This window comes from Mesorhizobium sp. M0195, from assembly GCF_040322115.1.
In the GTDB taxonomy this organism is placed as follows: domain Bacteria; phylum Pseudomonadota; class Alphaproteobacteria; order Rhizobiales; family Rhizobiaceae; genus Mesorhizobium.
The window spans coordinates 938,444-951,470 of record NZ_JAMYSV010000001.1 but is presented as its reverse complement, the minus strand read 5'-3'; the positions used below and the strand labels follow the sequence as shown (position 1 = coordinate 951,470).

Genomic DNA, 13,027 nt, shown 5'->3' with positions numbered 1-13,027 from the left:
CTCAGCCAAATACCACGAGAGCGGAATGTAATCGCTGATTATTTCCCTTGTGTTCGAGCACTGCATATGTAATCAGTGTTTACATCGCAACGGAGGTTATCATGTTTCGCATCACCGCAACGACTGCCCTCGCTTTCTCCTTATTGTCGCTCGTGTCTGCCGAGGCCGAGGATCGGCCCACACTGGAAGTCATCTGGCCGACGGCAGGTTCAGTTGTCGAACTCGGCAATGATCCTGAGAAGGCGATAGGCGTCGTCGTCAGGAGCAACTTCAGGCTGCTCCCTGCGGGTGAGTGCGGGGAAATCAGCCAATGCGGCCACGTGCATATGAAGATCGATCCCGACGGAGACACCTGCAACATCCCCGGCAAGCCGTACAACAGCATGAACAGCGACTTTGGCGGTGACCTTATCAAGGCCCGTTTCGGCCATTGCCCGGATGCCGCCGGCAGACACGTAATCGGCGTGCTTCTTGCCGATGATCATCACCGGCCCATTCTAGTAGACGGCAAACCTGTTACCGCTCTGGTGACGGTGACCACGAAATAGAGCATGCCACGAAGCATAGCATGGATGACATCTCCGCCTTTCGAGACGAAGATGTTTTATCACACGGTCTGCTGAAGGAAGTTTCGGCCGGCACTTCGCCAGCCGGCAGTCAGGACATCGTGTCGAGCTTGCGCTGCATCGCGGCGATCTGCTCCTTCAGTTCCTGAAGGTCGTCGGGTTTTTCCGGTGTTTCCTTCCTGCCCGGTTCGGCCGGCGCTGCTGCCGGCGCAGAGCCCGCAGGCGGGAACGGTGTGAACAGCCGCATGGCGTTCTGGAACATTTCCATGTTGCGCCGCGTCTGCTCCTCCAGCACCTTGATCGGCGTGGCGATCTTCATCATGTCCATCGGCGACTTGCCGAGCGCATCTTTCATCTGTTCGCGAAAGCGTTCCTGCTCCTTAGAGAAGGCCAGCATCGACTGCTCGAGAAAGCTCGGCACGATCATCTGCATCTGGTCGCCGTAATAGGCGATGAGCTGACGCAGAAACGGGACCGGCAGCATGTTCTGCCCGTCCTTGTTCTCCAGCTCGAAGATGATCTGGGTCAGCACCGGATGCGTGATGTCGTCACCGGTCTTGGCGTCCTGGACAGTAAAGTCCTCGCCTTTTTTGACCATTTCAGCGAGATCCTCGAGCGTCACATAGGTGCTGGTGCCCGTATTGTAGAGACGGCGATTGGCATATTTCTTGATAACAATAGGTTCGTCTTTTGCGGCCATCTGCATCCTCCCCGGACACCGGGCAGCTTAAGTAAGCCGCCGGTAACGATTGCGCCTTTTTAAAGGATATGCGCAAAAGCGTCATGAATCCAAGCAGTTTGTGCAGTGCGGGAACATTTTATGCTGCGCAGCACGGACGGGCCGCCGTTGCAGCGACGTGCGGCATGCTTGCGGCAGTGGGACGCCATGCCCATTTCGGGTTTGACTCGGGTTGTGGAAAGGGCAAGAAAAGTCCCCGACGGCACCCGAAATCGTTCCCCGAAAGCCTGGAGAAGAACATGTCCGCTTCCAACGCCATCGTTGTCGCCAGTGCAGCGCGCACGCCTGTCGGCTCCTTCAACGGCGCCTTCGCCAACACGCCAGCCCATGAATTGGGTGCGGTCGCCGTCAGGGAAGCGCTTGTCCGTGCCGGCGTCGAGGGCAAGGAGGTGGACGAGGTCATTCTCGGCCAGATCCTGACCGCGGCCCAAGGGCAGAACCCGGCGCGGCAGGCGGCTATGGCCGCCGGCGTGCCGCAGGAGGCTACCTCCTGGGGCCTGAACCAGCTCTGCGGCTCGGGCTTGCGGGCCATCGCGCTCGGCATGCAACAGATCGCCCAGGGCGACGCGAGGATCATCGTTGCCGGCGGCCAGGAATCGATGTCGATGGCTCCGCATGCGCAACATCTGCGCGGTGGCGTCAAGATGGGCGACTTCAAGCTGATCGACACCATGATCAAGGACGGCCTGACCGATGCCTTCTACGGCTATCATATGGGCAACACCGCGGAGAACGTCGCTCGCCAGTTCCAGATCACCCGCGACGACCAGGACCAGTTCGCACTGGCTTCCCAGAACAAGGCCGAGGCCGCGCAGAAAGCCGGAAAATTCAAGGACGAGATAGTTGCCTTCACAGTCAAGGGCAGGAAGGGCGACACCGTAGTCGACCAGGATGAATACATCCGCCACGGCGCGACAATCGATGCCATGACCAAGCTCAAGCCGGCCTTCGACAAGGAAGGCACGGTGACGGCAGCTAATGCCTCCGGCATCAACGACGGCGCCGCAGCTGTGGTGCTGATGACCGAAGCGGAAGCCGCAAGGCGCGGCATCACACCTCTGGTGCGTATCGTTTCCTGGGCGACCGCCGGCGTCGACCCGCAGATCATGGGGACGGGACCGATCCCCTCTTCGCGCAAGGCGCTGGCCAAGGCCGGCTGGTCGGTCGGCGACCTCGATCTGGTCGAAGCCAACGAGGCCTTCGCCGCGCAGGCCTGCGCCGTCAACAAGGACATGGGCTGGGACCCGGCGATCGTCAACGTCAATGGCGGCGCCATCGCCATCGGCCATCCGGTCGGTGCCTCGGGCGCCCGCATCTTCAACACGCTGGTCTACGAGATGCGCCGCAGAAGTGCCAAGAAAGGTCTTGCCACGCTGTGCATCGGCGGCGGTATGGGCGTTGCCATGTGCGTGGAAGCATTGTGATGAGATAGGCGATACGAGTAGGATGCTGGTGCAAAGCGAGTAGGGAATAGAGGGCAAACCCCACCGCTTCAACGCGCAGCCATCTGCATTTCCCGGGAGGACACATGACAAAGGTTGCAATCGTCACAGGCGGGTCGCGCGGCATCGGCGCGGCGATATCGGTCGCCTTGAAGAGCGCCGGCTATTCGGTGGCCGCAAACTACGCGGGCAACGAGGATGCGGCGGCAAAGTTCAAGGCAGCGACCGGCATCCCGGTCTATAAATGGTCGGTCGCCGACTATGAAGCCTGCACTGCCGGCATCAAACAGATAGAGGCCGATCTCGGTCCCGTCTCGGTGCTGGTCAACAATGCCGGCATCACCCGCGACGCGATGTTCCACAAGATGACGCGCGAGCAATGGAAAGAGGTCCTCGACACCAATCTTTCCGGCGTCTTCAACATGACGCATCCGTTGTGGGGTGGAATGCGCGACCGCAAGTTCGGCCGCATCATCACCATCTCCTCGATCAACGGCCAGAAAGGCCAGGTCGGCCAGGTCAATTATTCGGCTTCGAAGGCCGGCGACATCGGCTTCACCAAGGCACTGGCCCAGGAAGGCGCGCGCGCCGGCATCACCGTCAACGTCATCTGCCCCGGCTATATCGCCACCGAGATGGTCAAGGCGATGGACGAGAAGGTGCTCAACGAGCGTGTCATCCCGCACATCCCGGTCGGCCGTCTCGGCGAGCCGGAGGAGATCGCGCGCTGCGTCGTCTTCCTCGCATCTGACGACGCCGGTTTCATCACCGGCTCGACCATTTCAGCCAATGGCGGCCAGTACATTAGCTGAGGCTTGGGATGTCGCGGATGCCCCCGTACCGGCCCGACGGCAGGTACGGGCAGATAACCGGGCTGTCACGCGGCAAGCTTCAGCGCTGGGCTGGCTTCAGGCTGGGTTCGGGTAATTGAACCTGCCTTGCACGCGGGTGCCGGCAGACGGGCAAGCGGCGCCCGACTGAGGCCCGACAGCTTCAATGCGATGCGGCGCTTCAGGAATGGTGTGAGGTTCAGCACCGACAGCACGAGGTTGCGAACGAACCGCTTCACCGGACTGCGGGCAAGCGCCATGCCGGTCATCATGCCAGCCAGGTCAAGCACCTCTTGGGCTGCCGGGCGTCGCAGCGTTTCATAGAGTTCGAGCTCCGCTTCGGGGCGCACGCCGTTCACCACGTCGCCAAGCAATTGGCCAAGCACGACCGCGTCGACGATGCCGGTATTCATGCCTTGCCCTCCCGCCGGACTGTGCACGTGCGCGGCATCGCCCATCAGGAACAACCGGCCCTTGCGGTATGACCGGACCAGGCGGTGATGCACGCGAAACCGCGAGCTCCACGACAGGTCGAGCACGCGGGTTCTTTCTTTGGTCGGCCCACGGCTGTCGAGCAGCACCTGTATGTCTGCGACTGCGGGTTTTTCCGGTGCATCGTCCATTGTCGCGACGACGCGGTACGATCCGTCTGGGAGCGGCGCCACCACCACCAGTCCGGCTGGCGCAAAGAACAGCGACACTTCGGTTGGCCCAACCGGCCAGTCGAGACGAACGTCGGCGAGAACGAACGACGCCTCATAGGCCGCGCCGTCGAACTCTATGCTGGCCGAGTTGCGCACCAGGCTGTGCATGCCGTCGCCGCCAACGACGTAACGTGTCGATATGATCTTCTCGCGGCCGTTTTCGACCACCGTCACGCGCGCACCGTCAGTGTCCTGAAGCACCGCTTTGGCCTCGACCATGCGGTGGATCACGCCGCCCAGGGCCGTAATCCGCTCGGCAAACACCTGCTCGGTGAGATTCTGAGGCAGCATCATCAGATAGGGATGCCTCGACGGAAGCTTTCCGAAATCGAGCTTGAGCAGTGCCCGGCTGCGATCTCGGATGGCGAAATTCTGCAGCTTCAGGGCAAGTTCGCTCAGCCGCTGCGTGACGCCCAGAGGCTCCAGCGCTTCCAGCGTCTGAGCGTGGATGACGCCGGCCCGCGAGGTCTGAAGGCCCTCCCCAAGCCTGTCGATCAGAACATGGTCGACCCCGGCCTGGTGCAGCACGATGGACAGCGCCAAGCCGGTCGGGCCCGCGCCGATAATCAGGACTTCCGTTGTATCTGGCAACATTTTCTCTCTCCATTTATCAACACATGTTGACTTTCTAGTCGAAGCCATTGCATTTGTCAACAACCGTTGGCATAGGGATTTCATGAGCGAGAATCAGCAGAAGAAAACCAGCAAGTCGGACCGCACCCGCGCCCAGATCCTCGAAGCCGCGAGGCTGCTGTTCGCCAGGCACGGCTATGACGGCGCCTCCATCCGCGACGTCGCGGCCCACGCCTCGATCGATCCGGCCATGGTGATCCGCTATTTCCGCAGCAAGGACGAGCTATTCGCCAGAGCGGCGGTCGTCGACCTGAGATTGCCGGCACTGCGGGTGATCGATCGAACCGCCATCGGCAAGACACTGATCAGGCGATTTCTCGAAATCTGGGAAGATCCGGCCAACGGTACCGGCATGGCAATTCTGCTGCGGTCGGCGACGTCGAACGAATTCGCCGCCGAAAAGTTGCGCGATGTATTTGCCAACCAGGTGAGGCCACTGGTTGCGGCGGTCGCTGATCCCGCCGATGCGGGCCGGCGGGCCGGGCTCATTTCCAGCCAGCTGCTGGGTTTGGCGATGTGCCGTTACCTGCTGCGCCTACCACCGGTCGTCGCCCTGTCTCACGAAGAAATCATCCAGACCGTCGGCCCTACATTGCAGCGCTATGCCGTCGGAGAGGATGTGCCTTGAACAAGCCGTTCAGCGTGGGGCCGAGTCTGAGCCTCATGCGGCAAGTGCGCCGACCGATGGCCATGACGCCGGTGTGTGCCGAACCAGCACGCAAAGGTTAATGGCCGCTGCGCAGCCTGTGCACAATCCGTCCCGCAGCCTGTGGATTCTCGGTGGAGAAGCTGTTCACAACACAACATGTTGCGGTGAACAAACCAAGAAACTTCGGCTATCTCTGATTCGTCGCCGATTCGTTCCGGCTTTGAGCGGAACGTTAACGACGAGAGCTGAAAACGCCCTCGAAATGATTAAAGCGCGTTAGGAAACATCAATAATTTCATAATGTTGTGCGAAGCAGATTGGCCACCCACGACCATTCACCGGCAAAGGTTAACCATGGTGCTCGCCTGGATGCCGCTTGCATGAATCGGGCCAGTTCCCGTGATTCAGCATGTGGTGAGGTACGCCGGCAGAAAACCCAGATGTAGCCGTGAACAAAACCTGAATCGGCGAGAGTCAGTGATTCGTCGCTGATTCGTTCCAGACTCGTTCCAACTGTTAATCGGGAACAGATTTTCTGGCTTTGAAGCGACCAATCGGCCTGCCCTCGGCACATTCCGCTTTCGCTTCGCGCCCGAAATCCCTATGTGTCGCCTGTCATACGCGGCCAATATGGGCGCGCTCCCGACAATGCGAGGCGGAGAGCCTTATTTCCAGGCCGATGAACATCCATCCGAAACACACTGAACCGCTGATCCTGACCGGCCGAGACGTGACGGCCGTGCTCGGCCCGACCAACACCGGCAAGACCCATCTCGCCATCGAACGCATGGTGGCTCATGAAAGCGGCGTCATCGGCCTGCCGCTCAGGCTGCTTGCCCGCGAGGTCTATGCGCGCGTCTGCGAGAAGGTCGGCGCCCACAAGGTTGCGCTCATCACCGGCGAGGAAAAGATCCAGCCGGCTGGCGCGAAATACTCGGTCTGCACCGTGGAAGCGATGCCGCGCGAGACCGACGCCGCCTTCGTTGCCATCGACGAGGTCCAGCTCGCCGGCGATCTCGAACGCGGCCACATCTTTACCGATCGCATTCTGCATCTGCGCGGCCGCCAGGAGACGCTGCTGCTGGGCGCGGCCACCATGCACGGCATCCTGCAGCGCTTGCTGCGGGGCGTGTCGGTGGTGACCCGGCCACGGCTATCGCATCTTGCTTATGCCGGCTCGAAGAAGCTGACCCGCCTGCCGCGGCGCACCGCGATCGTCGCCTTCTCGGCCGACGAGGTCTATGCCATTGCCGAGCTGATCCGCCGCCAGCAAGGCGGTGCCGCCGTCGTGCTCGGCGCACTCAGCCCGCGCACCCGCAACGCCCAGGTGGCGCTGTTCCAGTCGGGTGACGTCGACTACCTCGTCGCCACCGACGCCATCGGCATGGGCCTCAACCTCGACCTCGACCACGTCGCCTTCGCCCAGAACCGCAAATTCGACGGCTACCAGTACCGCAACCTAACGGCGGCCGAACTCGGCCAGATTGCCGGCCGCGCCGGCCGGCACCTGCGCGACGGCACCTTCGGCGTCACCGGCCAGGTCGATCCGCTGGATGAGGAACTGGTCAAGAAGATCGAGGCGCATGATTTCGATCCGGTGAAAGTGCTGCAGTGGCGCACCGCGCATTTCGATTTCGCCAACCTCGATGCGCTGAAACGCTCGATCGAGACCAACGCCCCGGTCGAAGGCCTGACGCGCGCACTGCCGGCCGTGGACGCGCAGGCGCTCGAGCATCTGTCGCGCGACGAGGACGTCCGGGCACTCACCACCGATGCCAGACGCGTGGCGCTGCTATGGGAAGCCTGCGCGCTGCCCGACTACAGGAAGATCGCGCCGGCCCAGCACGCCGACTTGATCGCCTCCATCTACATGGACCTTGCCAGGCATGGCCATGTCGACGAGAACTACATGGCCGAGCAGGTCCGCCGTGCCGACACCACCGAAGGCGACATCGACACGCTGTCGCACAGGATTGCCCAGATCCGCACATGGACCTTCGTTTCCAACCGACCCGGCTGGCTGGCCGATCGGGCACACTGGCAGGAAAAGACGCGCGAAATCGAAGACAGATTGTCGGATGCGCTGCATGAGCGGTTGACGAAACGTTTTGTAGACCGCAGGACTTCCGTCCTCATGCGGCGCCTTAGAGAAAACACGATGCCTGAAGCCGAAATCAGCCCAACCGGAACCGTCCTCGTCGAAGGCCATCATGTCGGCGAGCTGCAGGGTTTCCGCTTTACCGCCGACCAGAGCGCCGGCGGCGAGGACGCCAAGGCGGTGCGGGCGGCGGCGCAGAAGGCGCTTGCCGCCGAGTTCGAGGCGCGGGCCGAGCGCTTCGGCGCCTCTGCCAATGGCGACATCGCCCTGGGTTCGGATGGCACGCTGCGCTGGATCGGCGCGCCGATCGGCACGCTGGTCGCCGGCGAAGACGCTTTGAAGCCGCGTCTTGTCCTGCTCGCCGACGAGCAGCTCACCGGTCCGGCCCGCGACAAGGTTGCGGCGCGCGCCGAGCGCTTCGTCAATTTCCAGATCGAATCCCTGCTGAAGCCTCTGGTCGACCTTAAGAATGCCGAGCAGATCACCGGCATCGGCCGCGGCATCGCTTTCCAGCTTGTCGAGCATTTCGGCCTCATCAACCGTCGCGACATCGCCGACGAGATGAAGTCGCTCGACCAGGAAGGCCGCGCGGCGCTTCGCCGTCTCGGAGTGCGCTTCGGCGCCTACCATGTCTTCGTGCCGGCGCTGATCAAACCGGCGCCGGCCGGGCTGATAACGCTGCTGTGGGCGCTGAGAAACGACGGCAAGGACAAGCCCGGTTTCGGCGATGTCGTTCACGCACTGGCCTCCGGCCGCACCTCGGTGGTCATCGATCCGACCTTCGACAAGACCTTCTACAAGCTTGCCGGCTACCGCAATCTTGGCCGGCGTGCTGTACGCGTCGATATTCTCGAACGGCTGGCCGACCTGATCCGGCCGGCGACCAACTGGAAGCCGGGCCTCGGGCCTCGCCCCGACGGCGCCTATGACGGCCAGTCCTTCATGGTGACGCCGCCGATGATGTCGATTCTCGGCGCCACCGCCGACGACATGGAAGAAATCCTGAAGGGACTCGGCTATCGCGCCGATGCCAAACCGGCGGCCGAGGTCAAGGCGCGGCTCGAAGCACAGGATAATGCCGCGCGTGAAGCTGCCGCTGCAAAGCAGGCGGCGGAAGAGGCTGCGCGAGTCGAGCAGGCGAGGATGGCGGAAGCATCTGCCGCGGCAGAGCCGCCGGCGGAGGCTTCGGAACCTGTGTCGGATGCGGCTCCTGTTGCGGAGGCGGCGGCCGAAGCTGTGACCGAAGCGACGGCAGAGCCTGTCGCGGAAGCTCCAGCCCCTGAAGCTGCGGCAGAAGTCACGCAAGAGACCCGGCCCGCCGCGGAGGCGACTGCTGAAGCGCCTGCGGAAACTGAGGCTGCGGCATCGGCAGAACCGCCGGTTTCCGACACTACGGAAGCATCGCCGGCCGAACCTGCAGCGACGGCGGAAGCCGTCTCCGGTGAAGCTGCTCCAGAAGCGGAGGAGCCAAAACCTGTCCTGTTATGGCGGCAGGGTCGTTTCGACCAGCGCCCGCGTCATCGCCAGCATGACAACCGCCCCCGGGACAATCATCGGGACAATCGCGCGCGCAATGGTCAAGCTGCGCCGGACAGCCGCAGCGATGCGCCGGCAGATGCCGGCGGGCAACCGACGCCGGGCGACCGGCCCGCCCGTCAGGGGCGTCACGACCAGCGCGACGGCGCCGGCAAGCCGCGCTTCGATCGCAGCAAGTTCAAGCCCAGGCCGCAAGGCGAGGCGGCAGAACAGCGCGCCGGCAAGCCGCAAGCCGAACGCCCGGACCGGCGCGAAAACCGGCCCGACTGGAAGGCTGGCCGGCAGGACGGCAAAGGCGGCGCCCAAGGCGCAAAACCCGCCTTCCAGCCAAAGCCGCGTGAGGAACGCCCGGTCCGCTTCGACCCGGACTCGCCCTTCGCCAAGCTCGCCGCGTTGCGCGACCAGCTGAAGAAGTAAGCTGCTCGTCCGATGGTCACTGATGCCCGCCAGCGCATCGACAAGTGGCTGTTCTTCTCGCGCGCGGTAAAATCGCGCACGCTGGCAGCCAAGCTGGTCGTCGCCGGACGCGTCCGCATCAATCGCGACAAAGCAGCGCAGGCTTCCGATACGGTCCGGCCGGGCGACGTTTTGACCATCACGCTGGAGCGGCGGATCTTCGTCTGGAAAGTCCTTGGCACCGGCGTACGGCGTGGCCCGGCCGAAGAGGCCCGCCTGCTCTACGAGGACATGTCGCCGCCCCCCGCGCCCAAGGGCGAGGCGCTTCCGGATGCGGTGCCGCCGTTGCGCGAGGCCGGCAGCGGTCGCCCGACCAAGAAGGAACGCCGCCAGACCGACCACCTGCTCGGCGACGATTGAGCAAGGTCGAACGCCCGCTTTGCCGGCCTTCCGGAATTCCATTCCGGAAACCGCGGCACCGCTGGCAGGGGCCGCCCTTGCCACCAGCGGACAAAGGCGTTACCTCACCAAAAAAGCCCAACAAAATGGGACGTCCCGGAGCCGACCAATGACCTATGTCGTGACCGACAATTGCATAAAATGCAAATACATGGACTGCATCGAGGTCTGTCCGGTCGACTGCTTCTACGAAGGTGAGAACATGCTCGTCATCCACCCGGACGAGTGCATCGATTGCGGCGTCTGCGAACCGGAATGCCCGGCCGACGCGATCAAGCCCGATACCGAACCGGGCCTCGACAAATGGCTGCAGATCAACACCGAATATGCCGAGAAATGGCCCAACATCACCGCTAAGAAGGAGCCGCCGGCCGACGCTAAAACTTTCGATGGCGAAACTGGCAAGTTCGAGAAATATTTCTCCCCCGAGCCCGGCGAAGGCGACTGACGAGCCGGCCGGCTGCGGCCGCCTGACGCCGCTTAACAGACGTGATACATTAACTGCCTTGACAGGCGGCAACGGCGCGTGGCCTTCGCGCGTGCAGCAAAACCTTGATTCTTCCGACTTTTTGTGTTATATCAGCCAAACATGCCGGTGACACAACGTCGATTTATGGCGCAAACGCCCCAAATCACTGAAAGGTGAATTTCTCAATCCGGACCAGAGCGATCTGGGGCAGGCGGTCGCAATGTTGCGATTTGCCGGTCCTGGCCTTTCCGGTGAGTTCATCGTTGTGTGGCTAAGGACCGGTCACCCCGGTCGCACGAGTTCGGGCCGGCACGATGCCGGTACCACAACAAGGAGTTCAGGGCGTAATGGCAACGATCACCCCGCAGAAGAAGTCCACCGCAGCGCGCCACGGTTTCAAGACCGGCGAGTACATCGTCTATCCGGCGCATGGTGTCGGCCAGATCGTCTCGATCGATGAGCAGGAAGTCGCGGGCCACAAGCTGGAGCTGTTCGTCATCGACTTCCAGAAGGACAAGATGCGCCTCAAGGTGCCGGTCGCCAAGGCGACCTCGATCGGCATGCGCAAGCTGTCGGAAGAGGATTATGTCGAGCGCGCGCTGAAGGTCGTGCAGGGCCGCGCCCGCGTCAAGCGCACCATGTGGTCGCGCCGCGCCCAGGAATATGATGCCAAGATCAACTCCGGCGATCTGATCTCGATCTCGGAAGTGGTGCGCGACCTCTATCGCGCCGACAACCAGCCGGAGCAGTCCTATTCCGAGCGCCAGCTCTACGAGGCGGCCCTCGACCGCATGGCCCGCGAGATCGCGGCCGTCAACCGCATGTCGGAGACCGAAGCGGTGCGCCTCATCGAGGTGAACCTCAACAAGGGCCCCAAGCGCGGCGCCAAGGCCGACAACGAGGAAGCCGAGCAGGAAGAAGCTGCCTGAGCCTTTTCGCCTTCGAATTCAGAAAAACCCGGCCTCGCGCCGGGTTTTTTGTTTTGGCTGACCGGTAATGGCCATTCTAGCTCTTGCCGCCGCCTTCCCTTTCCGCCTCCTGCTTCAGCGTGGCGATGAACCGCTTGGTCCGCTGGCGCTCGGGGTTGCTGAACAGCACCGCGGCCGGCCCTTGTTCGACGATGTTGCCGGCATCGAGGAACACCACTTCCCGCGCGATCTTCGAGGCGAGCCGCAGATCATGCGTCGCCATCACCATGGTCGTGCCCTCGCTGGCGAGCTTGCCGAGCACGTCGACCACCTCCTGCGCCAGTTCCGGATCGAGCGCCGAGGTCGGCTCGTCGCAGAGCAGGACTTTCGGCGAAGGCGCCAGCGCCCGGGCAATCGCTACGCGCTGCTGCTGGCCGCCTGACAGCGTCGCCGGCCAGGCGTCGGCCTTGTGCGCCATGCCGACCTTTTCGAGCAGGGCGAGCGCCCGTCCGCGCGCTCTTTCCTTGGGCCATTTCAGCACCGTCACCAGCCCCTCCATGATGTTCTCGATCGCAGTGCGATGCGGAAACAACTGGAAATTCTGGAACACCATGCCGGTCTGCAGCCGCAGTCGCTGGATATCCCTGGTCGAGACCCTGCCGCCGGGTTGGAATTCGAGTGCATCGTCGCCGATCCGCACCGTGCCTGAAGTCGGCAGCTCGAGCAGGTTGATGCAGCGCAAAAGCGTGCTCTTCCCTCCGCCCGACGGCCCGACAAGCGCCGTGACGCTGCCTTCCTCGATGGTGACGGTCACGCCCTTCAGCACCAAATTGTCGCCGAAACGCTTTTCGATGTTGGTGAGGCCGATCATGCGCGCGCCTCCAGGAAGCCGCCATAACGGTTGAGCCGCGTTTCCAGCCGCGCCTGCAAGGCCGACAGCACGGAGCTCATGACCAGATAGAGAGCCGCTGCCTCGACATAGAGGATCAGCGGCTCATAGGTGGTGGCGACGATGCGCTGCGCCGCCTGGAACATCTCCGGCACGGTGATAGCGGCGGCGAGCGAAGTGTCCTTGACCAGCGAGATGAAGGTGTTGGACAGCGGCGGCACGGCGACGCGCCCCGCCTGCGGAAGAATGGTGCGCCGCATTGCCTGGGCCCAGGTCATGCCGATCGAATAGGCCGCTTCCCACTGGCCCTTGGGCACCGAACCGATGACTGCGCGGATGATTTCCGACGAATATGCGCCGATGTTCAAGGTAAAGCCGATCAATGCTGCCGGAAAGGCGTCGAGCAGTATGCCGACCGATGGCAGGCCGTAGAAGATCAGGAACAGTTGCACGAGAAGCGGCGTGCCGCGGAATATCCAGACGTAGAAGCGGACCACGGCGACCAGCGGTTTGGGACCGAACAGCCGGACAAGCGCCACAACCAGGCCTAGGACAAGACCGAATGCAAACGACAGCAGCGTCAACGGCACGGTGAAGATCAGTGCGGCCCACAGCAGTGTAGGCAGGGATTCCAGCATCAGTTGCAGCCAGTGCGGCACGAAGGCTCCTCCTTGCCAGATTGCCGTCGCTCATATCACGCGAAAGCGGC

General features: G+C 62.8%; 12 protein-coding genes. 8 read left to right on the top strand and 4 right to left on the bottom strand.

Annotated elements, in window-relative coordinates:
• Positions 1-101: 101 nt before the first annotated feature.
• The gene (locus NKJ12_RS04745) at positions 102-548 is read left to right on the top strand and encodes a hypothetical protein (RefSeq protein WP_352701382.1); all 447 of its coding nucleotides are present in this window, start codon (positions 102-104) and stop codon (positions 546-548) included.
• A 109-nt stretch (positions 549-657) separates the two neighbouring features.
• Here NKJ12_RS04745 and phaR read toward each other — a convergent pair whose 3' ends face one another.
• Entirely contained in the window at positions 658-1,266 is a 609-nt protein-coding gene (phaR, locus tag NKJ12_RS04740) for a polyhydroxyalkanoate synthesis repressor PhaR (protein ID WP_352701381.1), read from the bottom strand.
• Positions 1,267-1,544: 278 nt separating this feature from the next.
• Here phaR and NKJ12_RS04735 point away from each other — a divergent pair, with 278 nt between their 5' ends.
• Positions 1,545-2,729, top strand: coding sequence for an acetyl-CoA C-acetyltransferase (locus tag NKJ12_RS04735; protein ID WP_254816500.1), 1,185 nt, complete (start codon positions 1,545-1,547; stop codon positions 2,727-2,729).
• 104 nt (positions 2,730-2,833) lie between these two features.
• A complete protein-coding gene (phbB, locus tag NKJ12_RS04730; protein WP_352504974.1) occupies positions 2,834-3,559 on the top strand; it encodes an acetoacetyl-CoA reductase in 726 nt (241 codons plus the stop codon).
• A gap of 65 nt (positions 3,560-3,624) precedes the next feature.
• Here the strand turns inward: phbB and NKJ12_RS04725 are convergent, their stop codons facing one another.
• Positions 3,625-4,824 carry an FAD-dependent monooxygenase gene (locus NKJ12_RS04725; protein ID WP_352701380.1) on the bottom strand — a complete coding sequence of 400 codons (1,200 nt, stop codon included), beginning with the start codon at positions 4,822-4,824 and terminating at the stop codon, positions 3,625-3,627.
• On the opposite strand from NKJ12_RS04725, the gene NKJ12_RS04720 reads away from it, so the two are divergent.
• From NKJ12_RS04720 to NKJ12_RS04700, 5 genes are all read left to right on the top strand, one after another.
• Positions 4,811-5,542: a TetR/AcrR family transcriptional regulator gene (locus NKJ12_RS04720; RefSeq protein WP_352701379.1), complete on the top strand. Its 732-nt coding sequence runs from the start codon at positions 4,811-4,813 to the stop codon at positions 5,540-5,542. The two genes, NKJ12_RS04725 and NKJ12_RS04720, sit on opposite strands and share 14 nt — an antisense overlap.
• A 700-nt stretch (positions 5,543-6,242) precedes the next feature.
• Entirely contained in the window at positions 6,243-9,614 is a 3,372-nt protein-coding gene (locus NKJ12_RS04715) for a helicase-related protein (protein WP_352701378.1), read from the top strand.
• 12 nt (positions 9,615-9,626) lie between these two features.
• Entirely contained in the window at positions 9,627-10,013 is a 387-nt protein-coding gene (locus NKJ12_RS04710; RefSeq protein WP_023680553.1) for an RNA-binding S4 domain-containing protein, read from the top strand.
• 148 nt (positions 10,014-10,161) lie between these two features.
• Positions 10,162-10,500: a ferredoxin FdxA gene (gene fdxA, locus NKJ12_RS04705; RefSeq protein ID WP_254816494.1), complete on the top strand. Its 339-nt coding sequence runs from the start codon at positions 10,162-10,164 to the stop codon at positions 10,498-10,500.
• Positions 10,501-10,868: 368 nt separating this feature from the next.
• On the top strand, positions 10,869-11,450 hold the full coding sequence (locus NKJ12_RS04700; RefSeq protein ID WP_006327799.1) for a CarD family transcriptional regulator: 582 nt from the start codon (positions 10,869-10,871) through the stop codon (positions 11,448-11,450).
• Between the two features lie 76 nt (positions 11,451-11,526).
• Here the strand turns inward: NKJ12_RS04700 and NKJ12_RS04695 are convergent, their stop codons facing one another.
• Positions 11,527-12,300, bottom strand: coding sequence for an amino acid ABC transporter ATP-binding protein (locus tag NKJ12_RS04695; protein WP_352701377.1), 774 nt, complete (start codon positions 12,298-12,300; stop codon positions 11,527-11,529).
• Positions 12,297-12,977 (bottom strand): ABC transporter permease subunit, encoded by a 681-nt coding sequence (locus NKJ12_RS04690; RefSeq protein WP_023721020.1) that lies wholly within the window; start codon positions 12,975-12,977, stop codon positions 12,297-12,299. The genes NKJ12_RS04695 and NKJ12_RS04690 overlap by 4 nt, the downstream gene beginning before the upstream one ends.
• Positions 12,978-13,027: the final 50 nt, after the last annotated feature.